Source organism: Caballeronia sp. SL2Y3 (assembly GCF_022879575.1).
Taxonomy (GTDB): Bacteria; Pseudomonadota; Gammaproteobacteria; order Burkholderiales; family Burkholderiaceae; genus Caballeronia.
This window is the reverse complement of the sequence record NZ_CP084260.1, coordinates 2,614,727-2,633,828: the sequence shown is the minus strand read 5'-3', so window position 1 is coordinate 2,633,828 and position 19,102 is coordinate 2,614,727. Positions and strand designations below refer to the sequence as shown.

Annotated in this window: 17 protein-coding genes and 1 riboswitch; of the genes, 15 read left to right on the top strand and 2 right to left on the bottom strand. The window is 65.3% G+C overall.

All coding sequences use genetic code 11. The annotated features are described in order from the left end of the window. Window positions 1–37: 37 nt before the first annotated feature. Window positions 38–1,393 (top strand): flagellar hook-length control protein FliK, encoded by a 1,356-nt coding sequence (locus LDZ26_RS12495; RefSeq protein WP_244847467.1) that lies wholly within the window; start codon window positions 38–40, stop codon window positions 1,391–1,393. After that, window positions 1,390–1,692, top strand: a complete 303-nt coding sequence (locus LDZ26_RS12490) for an EscU/YscU/HrcU family type III secretion system export apparatus switch protein (RefSeq protein WP_206467213.1) — start codon at window positions 1,390–1,392, stop codon at window positions 1,690–1,692. The genes LDZ26_RS12495 and LDZ26_RS12490 overlap by 4 nt, the downstream gene beginning before the upstream one ends. 113 nt (window positions 1,693–1,805) lie before the next feature. Here the strand turns inward: LDZ26_RS12490 and LDZ26_RS12485 are convergent, their stop codons facing one another. Beyond that, complete coding sequence (locus LDZ26_RS12485; protein ID WP_244847466.1) at window positions 1,806–3,515, bottom strand: isovaleryl-CoA dehydrogenase; 1,710 nt, start codon at window positions 3,513–3,515, stop codon at window positions 1,806–1,808. A gap of 293 nt (window positions 3,516–3,808) precedes the next feature. Between LDZ26_RS12485 and LDZ26_RS12480 the strand changes: the two genes are divergently transcribed. Beyond that, window positions 3,809–5,563, top strand: coding sequence for an OmpA family protein (locus tag LDZ26_RS12480; RefSeq protein WP_244847465.1), 1,755 nt, complete (start codon window positions 3,809–3,811; stop codon window positions 5,561–5,563). Between the two features lie 39 nt (window positions 5,564–5,602). On the opposite strand, the gene LDZ26_RS12475 is transcribed toward LDZ26_RS12480, so the two are convergent. Then, a complete protein-coding gene (locus tag LDZ26_RS12475) occupies window positions 5,603–6,553 on the bottom strand; it encodes a LysR family transcriptional regulator (RefSeq protein ID WP_244847464.1) in 951 nt (316 codons plus the stop codon). Between the two features lie 163 nt (window positions 6,554–6,716). Here LDZ26_RS12475 and LDZ26_RS12470 point away from each other — a divergent pair, with 163 nt between their 5' ends. From LDZ26_RS12470 to LDZ26_RS12415, 12 genes are all read left to right on the top strand, one after another. Further along, the gene (locus tag LDZ26_RS12470; protein WP_370650616.1) at window positions 6,717–7,124 is read left to right on the top strand and encodes a CidA/LrgA family protein; all 408 of its coding nucleotides are present in this window, start codon (window positions 6,717–6,719) and stop codon (window positions 7,122–7,124) included. Window positions 7,125–7,140: 16 nt separating this feature from the next. Continuing rightward, window positions 7,141–7,863: an LrgB family protein gene (locus LDZ26_RS12465; protein ID WP_244847462.1), complete on the top strand. Its 723-nt coding sequence runs from the start codon at window positions 7,141–7,143 to the stop codon at window positions 7,861–7,863. A gap of 102 nt (window positions 7,864–7,965) precedes the next feature. After that, window positions 7,966–8,104, top strand: a riboswitch (S-adenosyl-L-homocysteine riboswitch). 32 nt (window positions 8,105–8,136) lie between these two features. Then, window positions 8,137–9,558, top strand: a complete 1,422-nt coding sequence (gene ahcY, locus LDZ26_RS12460) for an adenosylhomocysteinase (RefSeq protein WP_244847461.1) — start codon at window positions 8,137–8,139, stop codon at window positions 9,556–9,558. An 84-nt stretch (window positions 9,559–9,642) separates the two neighbouring features. Then, on the top strand, window positions 9,643–9,996 hold the full coding sequence (locus LDZ26_RS12455) for a phage holin family protein (protein WP_175938503.1): 354 nt from the start codon (window positions 9,643–9,645) through the stop codon (window positions 9,994–9,996). A gap of 28 nt (window positions 9,997–10,024) precedes the next feature. Next, on the top strand, window positions 10,025–10,864 hold the full coding sequence (gene metF / locus LDZ26_RS12450; protein WP_244847460.1) for a methylenetetrahydrofolate reductase [NAD(P)H]: 840 nt from the start codon (window positions 10,025–10,027) through the stop codon (window positions 10,862–10,864). Between the two features lie 202 nt (window positions 10,865–11,066). Next, a complete protein-coding gene (locus tag LDZ26_RS12445; protein ID WP_244847459.1) occupies window positions 11,067–11,879 on the top strand; it encodes a glycosyltransferase family 2 protein in 813 nt (270 codons plus the stop codon). A gap of 249 nt (window positions 11,880–12,128) precedes the next feature. Next, complete coding sequence (locus tag LDZ26_RS12440) at window positions 12,129–13,760, top strand: ABC transporter substrate-binding protein (protein ID WP_244847458.1); 1,632 nt, start codon at window positions 12,129–12,131, stop codon at window positions 13,758–13,760. Window positions 13,761–13,884: 124 nt separating this feature from the next. Continuing rightward, a complete protein-coding gene (locus LDZ26_RS12435) occupies window positions 13,885–14,895 on the top strand; it encodes an ABC transporter permease subunit (protein ID WP_175938496.1) in 1,011 nt (336 codons plus the stop codon). 91 nt (window positions 14,896–14,986) lie between these two features. Next, window positions 14,987–15,904, top strand: coding sequence for an ABC transporter permease subunit (locus LDZ26_RS12430; RefSeq protein WP_244847457.1), 918 nt, complete (start codon window positions 14,987–14,989; stop codon window positions 15,902–15,904). A 1-nt stretch (window position 15,905) separates the two neighbouring features. After that, window positions 15,906–16,937, top strand: coding sequence for an ABC transporter ATP-binding protein (locus LDZ26_RS12425; RefSeq protein WP_206467201.1), 1,032 nt, complete (start codon window positions 15,906–15,908; stop codon window positions 16,935–16,937). Continuing rightward, window positions 16,934–17,938, top strand: a complete 1,005-nt coding sequence (locus tag LDZ26_RS12420; RefSeq protein WP_244847456.1) for a peptide ABC transporter ATP-binding protein — start codon at window positions 16,934–16,936, stop codon at window positions 17,936–17,938. The genes LDZ26_RS12425 and LDZ26_RS12420 overlap by 4 nt, the downstream gene beginning before the upstream one ends. Continuing rightward, the gene (locus LDZ26_RS12415) at window positions 17,883–19,094 is read left to right on the top strand and encodes a TraB/GumN family protein (RefSeq protein ID WP_244847455.1); all 1,212 of its coding nucleotides are present in this window, start codon (window positions 17,883–17,885) and stop codon (window positions 19,092–19,094) included. The genes LDZ26_RS12420 and LDZ26_RS12415 overlap by 56 nt, the downstream gene beginning before the upstream one ends. Window positions 19,095–19,102 lie beyond the last annotated feature (8 nt).

Below are 19,102 nucleotides of genomic sequence, written 5' to 3'. Positions count from 1 at the left end.
CCGCGAGGCTTCGCGGACGTACTTGAGGAATCTCGGCATGACAGGATTCGACTCCGCGATAGCAACGCTTCTGGCCGGCCGCTCGGACCTCGTCCTTTCCGCGATCCGCGCAGCCGATGCGGTGAACGGCGCGGCGGGCGCGGCCGCCGGACGCACGACGACGCAGGCGGGCACGTCCGCCACGGTCGATACGCCCGACACGCCCGAATCCGGCGCAGCGGGCGCGGGCCCGGCGGCATCGGCGCAGACCGAACTTTCCAGCGTCGCGCGCACGCTCGACGTGATCTCGCGCTTGTCCGGCACGGCGTCGGCCGTCCTCGGCGACGCGCCGTTGTGGCCGACGCCGCCGCGCCCCGCGAGCGCGTTCGCCGCGCTCACCACCGGCCTTTTCGATACCGCTTTCTCGTCTAACGCTGCCGCCGTCGCGGCGGCGCGCGCCGCGAGCCAGAACTTGCCGCCGCTGCCGGCGTCGGTGCTGGCGGGCGAGCTGGCGAAGACCGTCGGCGAGAGCGGGCTCTTCTACGAATCGCATCTGGCGCAATGGCTCGCAGGCCAGCGCACGGCAGCCTCGCTCGGCAACGAGCCGCAGGCCCGCGTCGATCCGCGCGCGTTGTCGCTGCCGTTCGATCTCGCGAACGAAGGCGCACCGGACGCCGCGCACGCCGCGCCGGCGTTCTTAGCGTCGCCCGCTTTCCCCGATCTTCACGACGCCGCCGCGCCGACGCCCGCGCGCGCCGTCGAGATGCCGCAGACGCCGCAGCAGGCGGCGGCGCTCGCGGCGTCGGTGCGCGACGCGCCCGCGTCGGCCCTTTCGAATTCTCAGAGCGCAACCGCGAGCGCATCCAGTGCGGGCGCGCAGCCCGCGCCGTCCGGTTCCGGTTCGGCGATGCAGGCGTCGGTGGCGGCGGGCGTGCATCCGGCGACGCTCGACATCGTGCGCCAGCAGCTCGATCTTCTCGCGAACGGCCAGTTTCGCTGGCAAGGCGAGGCGTGGCCGGGCACGCGCTTCGAATGGGAAATCGCCCGCGAGCCGCGCGACGCCCGCACGCCGGAACCGTCGGCGGACGAGCGCGCGTGGCGCACCCGCATCACGCTGTCGCTGCCGGCGCTCGGCACGGTGGACGCGGAACTGGTCCTGAGTGGAGAGAAGCTCGTCGCGCGCATCAATGCGAGCGACAAGGGCGCGGCGCGGCTCGCGGCGGATGGCGCGGCGTTCGCGCGTCAACTGGATGCGGCGGGCATCGCGCTGGCGTCGTTCTCGGTGCGTTCGGTCGACGGCGCGGCGGGCACCGATGTCGCGCACGACGCAGGCCATACGGCGCCGAAGCCGGTTCGGTCGCCGCTCGAACATCTGTTTCGCGCGCCGCCGCGCAGTGAAGGAGGCGCGACATGAGCACGCCGTATGGCCGCAAGCAGGCGACTGCGCTCACCTACGAAGCCGGCAATCGCGAAGCGACGCCGCGCGTCGTCGCGAAGGGCTATGGAATTGTCGCGGAGATGATCGTCCAGCGCGCGAAAGAGGCGGGCGTCTACGTGCACGAATCGCCGGACATGGTCTCGCTGCTGATGCAGGTGGACCTCGACGCGCATATTCCGCCTGCGCTGTATCAGGCGGTGGCGGAACTGCTGTCATGGGTGTATCGGCTGGAGAACGAAGAGCCGCTGCGGGAGGCGGGGCGGGCGGTGCGGTGAGGGTGGTCGCGCGTCGGTGGCGACGCTGTCCCTAGCCCCGCAAGCATCGTCGAATGCCGCTGTTTTCCCTGCGACCTGAAAGCGCCGGTGCCCGCTTGCGTGCCGCCGTCGCGCTACTCTGCGAACGCCAGCGCCACGATCCTCGCATGGTCGAACCGCGCGGGCAGCGTGCCGTAGACGCGCCCCGTTTCGCCGCGCGCGTCGCCGAGACGCGTTTCGATAAACGCCTGCGCCACGTCCTCCGGCGCATGACGCGCGAGCAACACGCCCTGCGCACATAACGCCAATTGCTGCGCGATGCGCCGCGCCGACGCTTCTCTTTCCGATGCATCGCCCGTCAACATCCCGACGAGCGCCCCGAGCGCCGCGCCCAGCGCCGGATACGTGGATGCCGCGTCGCGCCAGTCGTCGAGAAGCGCATGCGCCGCATCCTGCTCGCGCTCGAACGCGCGCAGCACGTCGAGGCACATCACGTTGCCCGAGCCCTCCCAGATCGAATTGACCGGCGCTTCGCGATAGAAACGCGCCATCGGGCCGGCTTCGACATAGCCGTTTCCGCCCCAGACTTCCATGGCTTCGCCGGTGAATTCGAGCGCGCGCTTGCAGACCCAGAACTTCGCGGCCGGCGTCACGATGCGCCGCCACGCGCGCTCGGACGGCGCGCTGCCCGCCGCCGCGCTGCGTTCGAACGCGCCCGCGAGCTGCATAAACAAGAGCGTCGCGGCCTCGGATTCGAGCGCGAGATCCGCGAGCACGTTGCGCATCAACGGCTGATCGACGAGCCGCGCGCCGAACGCGCTCCGATGCCGCGCGTGATGAATCGCCTGCACGAGCGCCGCGCGCATGAGCGCCGCGCTGCCGATCACGCAGTCGAGCCGCGTGAAGTTCGCCATTTCGATGATGGTCGGCACGCCGCGCCCTTCATCGCCGACCATGACGCCGTAGGCATCGAGAAATTCGACCTCGCTGCTCGCATTCGAACGATTGCCGAGCTTGTCCTTCAGACGCTGTACGTGAACAGCGTTCTTGCGGCCGTCCGGCGCGAAACGCGGCACAAAGAAGCACGACAGCCCGCCTTCGCCCGAAGCGCGCGCAAGCACCAGATGCGCGTCGCACTGCGGCGCGGAGAAAAACCATTTGTGGCCGAGGAGCCGGTATTCGCCGCCGCGCCCGCCCGCGCCGAGCGGCTCGGCGCGCGTGCGGTTGCTGCGCACATCCGAGCCGCCCTGCTTCTCGGTCATGCCCATGCCGATCATCATCGAACACTTGCCGGCTTCGAGCGGAATGTCGCGCGGGTCGTGCTCGCGCGACAGCAGCGGTCCGGCGAGCCGCGCGTACAGCGCCGGCTCGTTGCGCAATACCGGAATGCTTGCGAAGGTCATCGTGATCGGACACAGCGAACCGGATTCGAGCTGGCCGTGCAGAAAGTAGCTGGCGCAACGCGCAGCCATGGAGCCGGCGCGGGCGTGCGGTTCGAACGGCAATGCGTGCAGGCCGGCGTGCCGCAGCCGGCGCAGGAGTTCGTGCCACGCGGGATGAAACTCGATCGCGTCGATGCGCTCGCCGCGCGCATCGTGCGTCGCGAGTTCCGGCGTATGGCGGTTGGCCAGATCGGCGAGCGCGAGAACATCGGGCTGCGTGAGCGCGCAGCCGTCACGCGAGAGAGCGTCGGCGTGCCAGCCGGCGCCTTCCCGCTCGACCGCCGCCGCGAGCGCGCAATCGGTGGCGAACGCGTCGTAACGCTCGAGCGGCGGCGCCTGATTCGTGACCTCGTGCGTCTGGCCGAACCGGCTGGCGGGTGCATCGGCGGATGAAGCATTCATACAGCGGCCTCCTGTCTCGGGCGGCGTCGGAGCCATCTCGAATTCATGAATCATAGGCCGGCGTTTCGGCGCACGGGTAGAGGCATCGCTCTCTTCATTGGCGGCCGGACGCGAGCGCCCGGTTGTCACAGCGGCGACAAGTTTTCTGAGGCGCAGTCCTAAAGGCACGAGAGCTGAGACAAATCCGATTGTTCAGTCCGCCATGCCGACTTGCAGGACCCCGAACCTATAATCGTTCGGCCTGAATCGGGCGTTCGGCCCGGTGCAACAACGCTTTTCTGGAAGTCTTCTCAATGAGCATCAACCTCAATCAGTCGGTGCAGGGCGCTTTGAACGAAAGCGTGTTGCAGCATCTCGCCGCGCGCGTCGGCTGCGCGCCCGAATCCGCCAAGCGCGTCGTTTCCCTGTGCGGGCCCGCGCTCATCGGCTCGATGATGAACAAGGCGTCGTCGCTCGACGGCGCGCGCAATCTGTTCAACGCGGTCATGTCGCCGGCCGTCAACACGCATATCGCCGAAGAACTTCCGCACTTCGTGCTGAACGACGACGGCATGCAAACGCTGCTGGCCACGAGCGCATCGGTGGACGGCGCGGTCGCCTCGCACGACAACGTCAACGCGCTCTCCGAACGCATCGCCGAATATTCGGGCGTGCCCGCGCACGTCACGCGCGTCTTGGCCGGCGTGGTCGGCGCGACCATTCTCGGGCTGCTCAAGCGCCACTTCACGCAGCACAACGGTCAGGTCGGCCAGTTGCCCACGCTGCTCGGGCACCAGTTGCCTGTCGTTCGCGCGAACATGACAGACGCCTTCGCGCAGGCGCTCGGCCTCGGCTCGGTCGGCGCGTTTCTGGCGGGCGTGGCGTCGCGGCTGAAGGCGGTGTCGTCGCATCTGGAGCATCCGTCCACGCAGGAAGCCGCCGCGTTCCCGATTCATAGCGACCTGTATCCCGCGCCGGAGAGCGAGGAACACAAGGAGAAGTCGAACAAGCGGAAATGGCTGTGGGTGGCGAACGCCGCCGCGCTCGCGCTGTTCGCGGCGCTCGTCGCGCGCGGCTGCTCGACGGAAGACAAGCCTAAGGACGCTGCGCAGGATGCGCAAGCGGACGCGTCGGCTTCGGGCGCGGCTTCCGGGTCGGCCTCGGAAGCCGCTGTTGCCGCCGCGTCGTCCGACGCCGTGGCGAGCGGCGCGGCCGTGGCCAGCCAGGCGTCTGTGCCGACGCTGCTGCCGGGCAAGAACGCGCTCGCCGCGATCACCGTCGATGCGTCGGGCGTGCCGACCGTCAAGGCGACCGTCGGCAGCGACGAGGAGCGTCAACGGCTGATCGACCTCATGTCGGCCAAGTTCGGCGCGGACAAGTTCCACGCGAACGTCTCGGTCGACCCGGACACGAAACCTTCGGCGTGGCTCGACAAGCTGGACACCCTCGTGCCCGTGATGACGCTGCCGGGCGCCCGCGTGCAGATCGACGGCGACAAGATCGAACTGGCCGGCAAGGCCGCCGACGCCAAACTCGGCTGGCTGGAAAAGCTGAAGGCGCTCTTTGGCTCGGGCTGGAACATCGGTCTCGCTTCGGCGCATGCGGACGCGGCGGCTTCGGATGCGGCTTCAGCGGCATCGGCGGCATCGGCGGCATCGGCGGCCGCGCCTGCGTCCGCTGCGGCAGCGGAGGGAACCTGCTCGGCGCCGGCCATCGCGCGAATGCTGAACCTCAAGCCCATCAACTTCCGCACCGGTTCCAATACGCCGCCCGCAAGCGCGATGGCCGCGCTCGCGAAGTCGGCGCAAGCACTGAAAGACTGCGACGCGCACGGCGCGCCGATCATGCTGCGCATCGCCGGTTATTCCGACAACACCGGCAGCGCGGCGCTGAACGTCGAACTGTCGAAGAAGCGCGCGGAAGCCGTGCGCGGCTATCTCCTGAAGCACGGCATCCCGGCGAATTCGTTGAAGGCCGAGGGTCTCGGCGAGGTCAATCCGATCGCCGACAACTCGACGCCGGCGGGCCGCATGGCGAATCGCCGCATCGAGTTCACGGAAGTCAATTAAGCGGGCGAGCAATGCGGGGGCGTTTCTTCGCAACGAAGATCAGCCGCCCGCGCCCGCCTTCTTGCCACGCGTACGCGCGAAACCATCGGCCATGAAGTCCTGATCGAGGTTGGCGGGCAGCACTTCCCGCGCAACCTCGATCCACGCTCGCGCCGCATGCGACAGATAGCCGTTGCGCCGCCAGCCGAGCGCCATGTCCCAGTGAATCTCCGGCGCGACGACCGGCCGGCACGTGAACGCGTCGGTGTCGAGGCGTCGGCAATACGGCGCAGGCAGCAGCGCGATGCCGATTCCCGCCTGCACCAGCGCCGCCATGAAATCCCAATGCCCGCTTCGCCCGACGATGGTCGGCGTGAAGCCCGCCGCGCGGCACGCATTCATCACGATATCGTTGAGCGCGAGGCTTTCGCCATAGAACACGAACGGCTCGGCGGCGAGATCGGCGAGCGGCACTTCACGCACGTCCTCCCAGCGCGCGCCTTTCGGCGCGACGAGCCATAGCAACTGACGGCTCACCGGCAGCACGTCGAACATTTCGGTATCGACGGGTTGCAGGACGCCGCCCAGTTCCAGTTCCCCGTCCATCAGCGCGGCCTCGATCGCCTTCGATCCGCGCTCGAACAGTTTCAGCTCGACTTTCGGATACCGCCGCCTGAAAGCCGCGATGGCCGGCGTGAAAAGCGAGCCGCCCATCGGCGGAATGCCGATGGTGAGCGTTCCCCGCCCGAACGTGCCGAGGTCGTTGAGTTCCGCCTCCAGCCGCGCGTGCGCCGCGAGCACGTCCACGCCGCGTTGGTAGACGATCTGCCCGGCATCGGTCAGCACCATCTGCCGGCCTTCGCGCAACAACAGCGGCGAGCCGACTTCGTCTTCGAGCGCCTTCACCATCTTGCTGATGGTCGGCTGCGTAACGAACATGTGCTCGGCGGCAGCCGTGAAGCTCTTCTGTCTGACGACTTCGACGAAATACCGCAACGCGCGCAATTCCATGATCGACTCCGGATTCCGAATTGGAATGAAACGGATAAGGTTAAGTCATTTTTATTATGCAAACGACGGCTCTATACTCGGCTACAGGTTAACCCTAATCGCCCACAACGCCATGTCCGCCGTCCTTTCGAACGCAAGCACCACGAATACTGCCCGCGCCGCTATGAGCCGGTTCGCCCGCGTCGCGTTGCAGGCCGGCGGCATCGCGGTGATCTGGTTCGTCGCCGATTTCGTCGCGCGCAAGCTCGCGTTGCCGGTGCCGGGCGGCGTGGTCGGGCTGGTCGCGTTGCTCGCGCTGCTGTTTTGCGGCGGCATCGCGCCGCGCTGGGTGAAGGCGGGCGCCGACTGGCTGCTCGGCGACATGCTGTTGTTCTTCATCCCCGCAGCGGTCGCGGCCGTGCAGTACGGCGGCCTGTTCATGGAAGACGGCTGGCGGCTCGCGCTCGTCGTGGTCGCGGGCACGTTGATGGTGATGGTGGCCGTCGCGTTCGCGGTGGATCGCGCCGCGCGCCTCGAACGCCGTCTCGCGTTGCGCCGGGCGCTCGTCGCGCGTCACGCGGCGCGCGCCTGAGCCTGAGCCGACCGCCATGCACGACTTCTACGCCTCGCTCCTCGCCGACGACGCCGCGCGCCTGATCGCCGCCGGCTGCTTCGTGCTGACGGTCGCGCTGTACTTCGCGTCCAAGCGTCTCTACGCGCGATTCCGCAGCCCGTGGCTCACGCCGATGCTCTCGGCTCCCGCCGTGCTCGCGCTGATCGTCGTGACCGCGCGCATCCCGTATTCGGTCTACTTCGCCGATACGCGCTGGCTCATGTGGCTGCTCGGCCCGGCGACCGTCGCGTTCGCGGTGCCGATCTACGAGTACCGCGCGCTTCTGAAGCGCCACTGGATTTCGCTGACGGTCGGCGTCACGGTCGGCATTCTGGTTGCCGTGGGCGGATCGCTCGCGCTCGCCAAGCTCTTGCATCTGTCGCCGGAATTGCAGCGCAGCCTCGCGACGCGCTCGGTGTCCACGCCGTTCGCGCTCGCCGTCTCCGACAAGATCCACGCGCCGAAAGACCTCACCGCGCTTTTCGTGATCGCGACCGGCGTCTGCGGCATGCTCTTCGGCGAGATCGTGCTCGCGCTCGTGCCGCTGCGCACGCGGCTCGCGCGCGGGGCGCTGTTCGGCGCGGCGGCGCATGGCGTCGGCACGGCGAAAGCGCGCGAATTGGGCAGCGAAGAAGGCGTAGTCGCGAGCCTGACGATGATGATCGCGGGCGTCGTGATGGTGCTGCTCGCGCCCGCGCTCTCCGCGCTGCCGTTCTAGGCGCGCGCATCGGTAAAATGCGGCTCACGCGGCGTCGAGAATTTGAATCAGCGTGTGCTGAAACGCAAACGATCCAATAAGACTTTGCTACAATCGTCCCTCGCCCCCGAGGAGCGTTGCGACGGTTGAGCGGCTTGCAAAAAGCTCATCCGCCAGGCTCGGTGGCATTCAATCCGGATGGTCCCAAAGCGCCTTTGAAAGCGCCCGCCGAGCCACCGCATTCGAACGGCGCTCACGTCAACATTTCTAGTCTTTTTTAGAAAGGAGGGCGTGATGAACGCCGCAGTTCTCGATTCCAACAATACCCAGGATTTCGTTGTCGCCGACATGTCGCTCGCCGCATGGGGCCGCAAGGAACTCGACATCGCCGAGACGGAAATGCCCGGCCTCGTGCAGATCCGCGAAGAATACAAGGCGCAGCAGCCGCTCAAGGGCGCGCGCGTCGCGGGCTCGCTGCACATGACCATTCAGACCGGCGTGCTCATCGAAACGCTGAAGGCGCTGGGCGCGGACGTGCGCTGGGCGTCGTGCAACATCTTCTCGACGCAGGATCACGCCGCCGCCGCAATCGCCGATGGCGGCACGCCGGTGTTCGCGTTCAAGGGCGAATCGCTCGACGAGTACTGGGAATTCTCGCATCGCATTTTCGAATGGCCGAACGGCGAATTCGCCAACATGATTCTCGATGACGGCGGCGATGCCACGCTGCTCCTGATTCTCGGCTCGAAGGCGGAGAAAGACCGCTCGGTCATCGCCAAGCCGACGAACGAGGAAGAAGTCGCGCTGTACAAGTCGATTTCGCGTCACCTCGACGCCGATCCGACGTGGTACTCCACGCGCCTCGCGCATATTCAGGGCGTGACGGAAGAAACGACCACGGGCGTGCATCGTCTGTATCAGATGGAAAAGGACGGCCGCCTGCCGTTCCCGGCCATCAACGTGAACGATTCGGTCACGAAGTCGAAGTTCGACAACCTGTACGGCTGCCGCGAGTCGCTCGTGGACGGCATCAAGCGCGCGACCGACGTGATGATCGCGGGCAAGATCGCGGTCGTGGCCGGTTACGGCGACGTGGGCAAGGGCTGCGCGCAATCGCTGCGCGGTCTGGGCGCAACGGTGTGGGTCACGGAAATCGATCCGATCTGCGCGCTGCAAGCGGCGATGGAAGGCTACCGCGTCGTGACGATGGAATACGCCGCCGACAAGGCCGACATCTTCGTGACGGCGACCGGCAACTACCACGTCATCAACCACGACCACATGAAGGCGATGCGCAATAACGCGATCGTCTGCAACATCGGTCACTTCGATTCGGAAATCGACGTTGCCTCCACGCGCCAGTACACGTGGGACAACATCAAGCCGCAGGTCGATCACATCATCTTCCCGGACGGCAAGCGCATCATTCTCTTGGCCGAAGGGCGTCTGGTGAACCTCGGCTGCGCGACGGGCCATCCGTCGTTCGTCATGTCGAACTCGTTCACGAACCAGACGCTCGCCCAGATCGAACTTTTCACGCAAGGCGACAAGTACGAGAACAAAGTGTACGTGCTGCCGAAGCATCTGGACGAGAAGGTCGCGCGCCTGCATCTGGGCCGCATCGGCGCGGAACTGACCGTGCTGTCGGACGAACAGGCAGGCTATATCGGCGTCGACAAGAACGGTCCGTTCAAGCCGAACCACTACCGCTATTAATCGCACGCGGCGGCGGGGCCGGCGCGGATGCGCATGCATCCGCGCCGCGCTTTGCCCGAACGACGACAAACCGGAGAATCCTCGATGACCGTGCTGCTGACATGGCTGATCAATGCGCTCGCGCTTCTGATCATCACCTATCTCGTGCCGTCCATTCACATTCGCAGTTTCGGCACGGCGCTGATCGTCGCGGTGGTGCTCGGGCTGATCAACGCCGTGCTGCGTCCGGTTCTCATCATCCTGACGTTGCCGGTGACCATCCTCACGCTCGGGCTCTTCATCCTCGTGGTGAATGCGCTGTGCTTCTGGCTGTGCTCGTCGCTGCTGAAGGGCTTCGAGGTCTCGGGTTTCTGGTCGGCGTTCTTCGGCTCGATTCTGTACAGCATCGTGTCGTGGCTTCTGTCGGCGCTCGTGTTCGGGCAGCGCAATTTCGGCTAGCCGCCGCGCTTCGTGCGCACACATCATCATGAAACCCATCGAACTCTCATTCGAGTTTTTCCCGCCGAAGACGCAGGAAGGCGTGCAGAAGCTGCGCGCTTCCCGCGCGGAGCTCGCGAAGCTCGCGCCGAAGTTCGTCTCCGTGACGTTCGGCGCGGGTGGCTCCACGCAGCAAGGCACGCTCGACACCGTGCTCGAAATGGCGGCCGAAGGCTTGCAGGCCGCGCCGCATCTGTCGTGCATCGGCTCGTCGCGTGAAAGCCTGCGCGCGATTCTCGGCGCGTACCGCGAGCACGGCATTCGCCATATCGTCGCGTTGCGCGGCGACCTGCCTTCGGGCATGGGCGAATTCGGCGAATTGCGTTATGCGTCGGAACTGGTCGCGTTCATTCGCCAGGAGCACGGCGACTGGTTCCATATCGAGGTGGCCGCGTATCCGGAGTTTCACCCGCAAGCGCGTTCGCCGCGCGCCGATATGGAGAACTTCGCGCGCAAGGTGAAGGCGGGCGCGAACGCCGCGATCACGCAGTACTTCTTCAACGCGGACGCGTATTTCCGGTTCGTCGGCGAAGCGAGGAAGCTGGGCGTGGACGTGCCCATCACGCCGGGCATCATGCCGATCACGAACTTCTCGCAGCTCATGCGCTTCTCCGACATGTGCGGCGCGGAAGTGCCGAGGTGGATTGCGCGGCGTCTGGAAAGCTACGGCGACGATCGCGAGTCCATTCGCGAATTCGGTCTCGACGTGGTGACGGGCTTGTGCCGCCGCCTGATCGACGACGGCGCGCCCGGCCTGCATTTCTACACGCTCAACGGCGCGGCCGCGACCAGGACGATCTGCGAACGGCTCGGTTTTCAGAGCGCCTGAATCTCGCGTTTCTTGCATCACCCGCGCGGCGCTCGCCGCGCGGTTCTTTCTTTCCCTCCGTTGAACAGAGCGCGCAAGTCTTTTCGCGTCTTCGCGGTCGAAACGACGCGTCCCAAGTATCGGATCGATTTTCGGAATTTTGAGATTTGGTCGCTGCCAGGCTAATGCGATAAACAGGATATCGAATGAATCGGAGTACGTAATGCTCGAATGGCCCACGCAGTGCGTATCAGTTGTCGTTCCTTGCTTCAATGCTGTGAGAACGCTCAGTCGTGCGTTGGAAAGTTGCCTTAAGCAGCCGGAAGTTGGGCAGATCATCGTCGTGGACGACGCCTCGCAGGACAAGTCGGCTCAGGTCGCGCAGTTCTTCGCAATGAAGGATCCACGCGTTGAATTGCTGAGGCTGCGGGAGAACAGCGGCGCGGCTCGGGCGCGCAATGCCGGCGTCGAGCACGCCACGCTGCCGGTACTCGCCTTTCTCGATGCCGACGACGAATATCTGCCATCGGCACTCACAATCGCCGTCAGATATTTGCGCGAGCATCGCGAAAGGCCCGCGATCAGGCTCAAAGTGCAATTCGTCGGCTATCCGGCAGAGGTCTATGCGTACGAGTGGTTCGACAGTATTGCGCTCATACAGAGTATGGCCATCAGCAGCAGCCTGGTCATTCGCCGCGATATGTTCAATCTCATAGGCGGCTTTCCCGAAGACGAGGCATATCGCCTCGTTGGAGGCGAAGATCATGCGCTGCAGTGGGTGATCGTTCAACTATTCGGCTGCGACCATTTGCTCGGTAGCCCGCACGTGCGCAACTACTGGCATCCCAACAGCCATGTGGGGCGCTTCTTCAACCGGGAATTGAAACAGGAACCAACGCCAGAAGAAAATCGGATAGGGGCCATCGCCACGGCCGCGTTCCTCGAACGCGTGCGTCTCAGGCTAGCAGCGGCCGAGGCGAACAAAAGCGCATCGAACGGCGATAGCACGCCGCCCGCTCCCAAGCCGGCGCACTGAGCCCGCGACGCCCATATCATCCTTCTCGCGCGATTGTTCGCGCTTTTCTTCAGCTTCTTCCCCGGATGGCCTGACGCGCATACCTGGCGTCGGCGCCATCGCCCGCATCGCGGGAAAAACTGTCTCCCCACGTCATATTTGTTCGTGCTAGTGTTGCGCCCGGTTTTTTCGTCCGCTAACAAGGCGGTGGACGCGATCAAGTAAGATCGCGCTACGCCGGCCAAAAGCTGGCATTGACTTGGAGGAAACATGAAGAAAAATGGCCTGTTGCGAGTCGCCCGCATGTCGGCGCTCATGGGCGCCGTCGCCACGGCAACGCTTTTCGTGGCGAGCGCCGCGAACGCGGCAATCCCGAACAAGACGCTTGTCTACTGCTCGGAAGGCAGCCCCGCCGGTTTCGATCCCGCGCAGTACACCACCGGCACCGATTTCACCGCGAACACCTTCACCGTCTACAACCGCCTCGTCGAATTCGAGCGCGGCGGCACGAAAGTGGAACCGGGTCTTGCGGAAAAGTGGGAAGTCTCGCCGGACGGCCTGACGTACACGTTCCATCTGCGTCACGGCGTGAAGTTCCAGACGACGTCCTACTTCAAGCCGACGCGCGAATTCAACGCGGACGACGTGCTCTTCACGTTCAACCGCATGCTCGACCCGAACCAGCCGTTCCGCAAGGCGTACAACGTGCAGTTCCCGTACTTCACGGACCTGGGCCTCGACAAGCTGATCTCGAAGATCGAAAAAGTCGACCCGTACACCGTCAAGTTCACGCTGAAGGAAGTGAGCGCGCCGTTCATTCAGAACATGGCGATGGAGTACGCCTCCATTCTCTCCGCCGAATACGCGGACAAGTTGCTGAAGGACGGCAAGGCCGCGGACATCAACCAGTATCCGCTCGGCACCGGCCCGTTTATCTTCCGCAGCTATACGAAGGACGCGACCATCCGCTTCGACGGCAATCCGGACTACTGGAAGCCGAACGCGGTGCAGATTTCCAAGCTGATTTTCTCGATCACGCCGGACGCCGCCGTGCGCGTGCAGAAGCTGAAGAGCAACGAGTGCCAGGTGATGAGCTATCCGCGCCCGGGCGATATCGCGGCGCTGAAGTCGGCATCGAACGTGGATACGCCGTCGCAGGCCGGCTTCAACGAAGGCTACGTTGCATATAACGTGACGAAGAGCAATCTCGGCAACGCCGACGTGCGCCGCGCGCTCGACATGGCGATCAACAAGAAGGCGATCATCGATTCCGTGTATCAGGGCGCGGGCCAGCCGGCCACCGCACCGATGCCGCCGACGCAGTGGTCCTACGACAAGAACCTGAAGGCGAACGCGTACGACACCGCGAAGGCGAAGCAACTGCTTGGCAAAGCGGGTTTCCCGAACGGCTTCGAGATCACGCTGTGGGCCATGCCCGTGCAGCGCGCCTACAACCCGAACGCGCGTCTGATGGCCGAGATGATTCAGGCCGACTGGGCGAAGATCGGCGTGAAGGCGAACATCGTGTCGTACGAGTGGGGCGAGTATCTGAAGCGTGCGCACGCAGGCGAACACGACGCGCTCTTGATCGGCTGGACGGGCGACAACGGCGACCCTGACAACTGGCTCGGCACGCTGCTCGGCTGCGACGCGGTGAAGGGCAGCAACTTCTCGAAGTGGTGCTACAAGCCGTTCGACGATCTCGTCGTGAAGGGCCGCTCGACCACCGATGTCGGCGCGCGCACGAAGGCGTACACCGACGCGCAGCAGATCTTCGCGCAACAACTGCCGTTCTCGCCGATCGCGCATTCGACCGTCTATCAGCCGGTCAGCAAGAAGGTGACGAACATGAAGATCGAGCCGCTCGGCTATGTGCGTTTCGATGGCGTCGGCCTGCAGTAAGTCTTGCTGGCCGAATGCTTTTTGCACTAAACCATAACTAGTCGAAACACGTCCGGCGGCGCGGGTCGAAACGATCCGGCCGCCGGTAGCGTATTTATCCCCAAGAACGAACCAAAGGGCGATCATGTTCCGATTCGTTTTGCGACGCATAGGAATGGTGATACCGACGTTCATCGGCATTACGATTCTCGCGTTCGCGCTCATCCACCTGATCCCGGGCGATCCCATCGAAGTCATGATGGGCGAACGGGGCGTGGACCCGGCGGCCCACGCCGAAGCCATGAAGCGCCTCGGGCTGGACCAGCCGCTGCCGCTTCAATATTTTCACTATGTCGGCCATGCGCTCAAGGGCGATCTCGGCACGTCCATCATCACGAATACGAGCGTGATGGGCGAATTCATGGCGCGCTTTCCGGCGACCGTCGAGCTCTCCATCTGCGCGATGATCTTCGCGCTCGTCGTCGGCTTGCCGGCGGGCGTGGCGGCGGCGCTCAAGCGCGGCACGGCGGTCGATCACGGCGTCATGGGCACGGCGCTTACCGGCTATTCCATGCCGATCTTCTGGTGGGGCTTGATCCTCATCATGTTCTTCTCGGCGAAGCTCGGCTGGACGCCTGTCTCGGGCCGCATCGCGGTGGAATACGACATTCCGCACGTCACGGGCTTCATGCTGATCGACTCGCTCTTTTCGAGCGATGAAGGCGCGTTCACCTCGGCGCTTTCGCATCTGATCCTGCCGACCATCGTGCTCGGCACGATTCCGCTCGCGGTCGTCGCGCGCATGACGCGCTCGTCGATGCTCGAAGTGCTGCGCGAGGACTACATCCGCACGGCGCGCGCGAAGGGCCTTTCGCCGCTGCGCGTGGTCGTCGTGCACGCGCTGCGCAACGCGCTGATTCCGGTCGTGACCGTGATCGGGTTGCAGGTCGGCACGCTGCTCGCGGGCGCGGTGCTGACCGAGACGCTGTTCTCGTGGCCGGGCGTCGGCAAGTGGCTCATCGACGCCATTTCGCGCCGCGACTATCCGGTCGTGCAAGGCGGCATTCTGATGATCGCGACGCTCGTGATCGTCGTGAATCTGGTCGTCGATCTGTTGTACGGCGTGTTGAATCCGCGCATTCGCCATACTCGCTGAGGAAACATGGTCCCCTACGCTCACACTTGTTCGCTGCCCCCCCAAGGGGGCGCATGCCTCATTCGAGGCGGTTCGGCGCGAGGCATAACGAATGGCTGACGTTCAAAACAATATCCCGCCCGGCGCATTGACGCCGCCGTCCGGCCGCATCGTCGCGGCGCGCGAGTTCTGGGCGAACTTCTCGCGCAATCGCGGCGCGGTGGCGGCGGGCATCATCGTGCTCGTGCTGCTGTTCATCGCGATCTTCGCGCCGTTGATCGCGCCGCATAGCCCGATCGAGCAGTATCGCGACTACGTCAAGATTCCGCCCGCATGGCTCGACGGCGGCAACCGCATGTTCCTGCTCGGCACCGACGAAGCGGGCCGCGACATTCTCTCGCGCCTCATGTACGGCGCGCGGCTGTCGTTCTGGATCGGCTTCGTGTCCGTGGTGCTCGCGCTGATTCCGGGCGTCGTGCTCGGGCTCATGGCTGCGTTCTTCCACTGGCTCGATACACCGATCATGCGCGTGATGGACGTGCTGCTCGCGCTGCCGTCGCTGCTGCTCGCGGTGGCCGTCGTCGCGATCATCGGGCCGGGGCTCGTCAATACGATGCTCGCCATCGCCATCGTCGCGTTGCCGGGTTACGTGCGTCTCACGCGCGCCTCCGCGCTCGGCGAATTGCAGAAGGAATACGTGACGGCATCGCGCGTGGCGGGCGCGAGCACCGCGCGGCTCATGTTCTCGCAAGTGCTGCCGAACTGCGCCGCGCCGCTCATCGTGCAGGCGACGCTCGGCTTTTCATCGGCGATTCTGGATGCCGCCGCGCTCGGCTTTCTCGGCCTTGGCGTGCAGCCGCCTGCTGCGGAGTGGGGCGCGATGCTCGCCTCGGCGCGCGATTACATCGAAAGCGCATGGTGGATCGTGACGATGCCGGGCCTCTCGATTCTCGTCTCGGTGCTCGTCATCAACCTGCTCGGCGACGGGCTGCGCGACGCGCTGGATCCGAAACTGAAACGGATGGCATGACATGACCGATCTACTGACTATCCGTAACCTGCAAGTGACGTTCGGCGGCACGCAAGCGGTCGATCGCATCAATCTATCGGTGAAGCCGGGCGAAGTGGTCGGCGTCGTCGGCGAATCCGGCTCGGGCAAGAGCGTCACGATGATGGCGCTGATGGGCCTCATCGACCATCCCGGCAAGGTCACCGCCGATCAGATCACCTTCGACGGCCACGACTTGCTGAAGGCATCGGCGCGCGCTCGCCGCAAGATCATCGGCAAGGACATCGCGATGGTGTTTCAGGACGCGCTCACGAGCCTGAACCCGAGCTACACCGTCGGCTATCAGATCAAGGAAGTGCTGCGGCTGCACGAAGGCCTGCGCGGCGATGCGCTCAACAAGCGCGCGCTCGAATTGCTGGACCAGGTCGGCATTCCTGACGCGAAGAACCGCATCGACACGTTCCCGCATCAGATGTCGGGCGGCATGAACCAGCGCGTGATGATTGCGATGGCGGTCGCGTGCAATCCGAAGCTGCTGATCGCCGATGAACCGACCACCGCGCTCGACGTGACCATTCAGGCGCAGATCATGGAGCTGCTCGTGCGCTTGCAGAAGGAGCGCGGCATGGCGCTCGTGCTGATTTCGCACGATCTGGCGGTCGTGTCCGAGGTCGCGCAGCGCGTCGCGGTGATGTACGCGGGCGAGATCATCGAAACGAACCACGTGCCGGCGATTTTTAGCGAGCCGCATCATCCGTACACGGAGGCGTTGCTCGCCGCGATTCCGGAGCACAGCCGCGGCGCGGCGCGCCTTGCGGCGCTGCCGGGCATGGTGCCGGGCCGCGACGACCGGCCGAGCGGCTGTCTCTTCGCGCCGCGCTGCAAGTATGTGGTCGATGACTGCTGGAAGGGCAGGCCGCATCTGTATCAGCTCGACGCGCGCGATGCCGCCGTGCGCGCGCGCTGCATCAAGCCGCTGAATGTGGCGCAGGAAGTCGCGCAGGCGGTGCGCGCCGAACGCGAGGCGCAGATTGTCGAGGAGGGCGCGCGATGAACGCGGTACCGAAGGAAAAGACGCAGGACATCGTGCTGGCCGCCGACCGGCTCACGAAGCACTACACCGTAAAGCGCAGCATGTTCACGCAAGGCACGGTGAAGGCGCTCAACGGCGTGTCGTTCGAATTGCAGCGCGGGCGCACGCTCGCGGTCGTCGGCGAATCGGGCTGCGGAAAGTCCACGCTCGCACGGCAATTGACGATGATCGAAGCGCCGACGTCGGGCCGCTTGCTCATCGAAGGCGAAGACGTCGCAGGCGCAAGCAAGGCGAAGATCGCGGAACTGCGTCAGCGCGTACAGATGGTGTTCCAGAACCCGTTCGCATCGCTGAATCCGCGCAAGACCGTCGAGCAGACGCTCGGCGAGCCGCTCGCCATCAACACGAAGCTCTCGTCGACGGAACGCGCCGGGCGCATCGCGCAGATGATGCGCACGGTCGGCTTGCGGCCCGAACACGCGTCGCGCTATCCGCACATGTTTTCGGGCGGGCAGCGTCAGCGCGTGGCGATCGCGCGGGCGATGATTCTCGACCCGCAAATCGTCGTCGCGGACGAACCTGTGTCGGCGCTCGATGTGTCGATTCAGGCGCAGATTCTCAATCTGTTCATGGACCTGCAACAGCAGTTCGGCACGAGCTATGTGTTCATTTCGCACAACTTGTCGGTGGTCGAACACATTGCCGACGACGTGATGGTGATGTACTTCGGCGGCATCGCCGAGCTGGGCGACAAGAAGACGATCTTCGCGAATCCACGGCATCCGTACACGCGCTCGCTGATGTCCGCGACGCCCGCGATCTTCGAGGAAGACCGGCGCATCAAGATCAAGCTGGAAGGCGAGATGCCCTCGCCGCTCAATCCGCCGTCGGGCTGCACGTTCCATCAGCGTTGCCCGTATGCGATCGAGCGATGCCGCGTCGAGGAGCCGGCGCTGCGGGTGGTCGATGGCCGTCAGGTCTCGTGCCACCGCGCCGAGGAGGTCGGTGAAGGCGACGCCTGAATTGCAGGCGGCGCGGCCGGTCGCTGACCGGGCGCGCCGCGTTGCATCGAGTGCGGCGGCGCTCGCGGTCTGCGCGGCGCTGTGGGTCGCGGCGTTGTCCGCTCGCGCTCGACGCACGCTCATGGCGTCAGCGGTGGCGTTCGCGGTCTGCGTCAGCGTTTCGACCGCGAGCTTCGCCGTCACCGGATCGCGTGCGCCGCCGGGCGGCACGCCGCAGCCCGCCGGCGAGGCCAGCGCGACCGACGTTCCAGATCGGCCCGCGCAGCCGCCGCGTGTGGATCGCAGCAACGGCACCACAGCGAGCGGCCCGGTGCGCGCGCAGCCGCCGCACATGCCGTTCTATGTCGCGACGAAGGGCGCGACGACGCTCTACGTGCTCGGCACGCTGCACGTCGGTTTTTCGAGCGACTATCCGCCCGAGCAGCCTTTCCGCCAGCCCATTCTCGCGGCGCTCTATGCGTCGCCGACACTCGCGCTCGAAATCTCCCCGGACGAACTCCTGTCGTCGCAAGACGACGTGAACCGCTATGGCATGTGCCATAGCGAATGTCTGATCGACTATTTGCCGGATTCGATGTGGAAGAAAGTCGAAGCACGCATGCGCAGCAATCCGGCGGCGCTCAAGGAACTGCGGCATACGCGGCCGTGGCTCGCGTCGATGCTGATCGAAACCTACGACACGCTGAAGGCCGGCTTCCAGAGCGAGTACGGCACCGAGGCGCAATTGCAGAACGTCTATCTGCGCGTGCGGGGGAAGATCGTCGGACTGGAGACCTTGAACGAGCAGATTTCGACGTTCACGCGGCTCAGCTCCGCGCAGCAGCGCGAGATGCTCGCGGAAGATCTGGTGCAGACGCCGGCCGAGAACATCGCTGACGTGAAGGAGCTGCATCGGCTATGGCGTATCGGCGATGCGGACGCGCTCAAAGCCTGGGACGACGCGAAAAGCAGCAAGCTCGCGCGGTCGAAGGCGCTCGCTGCGCAAGTGGACAACCGCGTGGTCTACGAGCGCAACCGGCGCTTCGTCGCGCGGATGGTGCAGCTCGCCGCGCCCGACAAGCCGGTGTTCGTGGCCATCGGCGCGCTGCATCTGGGCGGGCCGCGCGGCGTGCTGGAGCTGCTGAGAAAGCGCGGGTTCGTGGTCGCGCCTGCCTGACGTTCAAG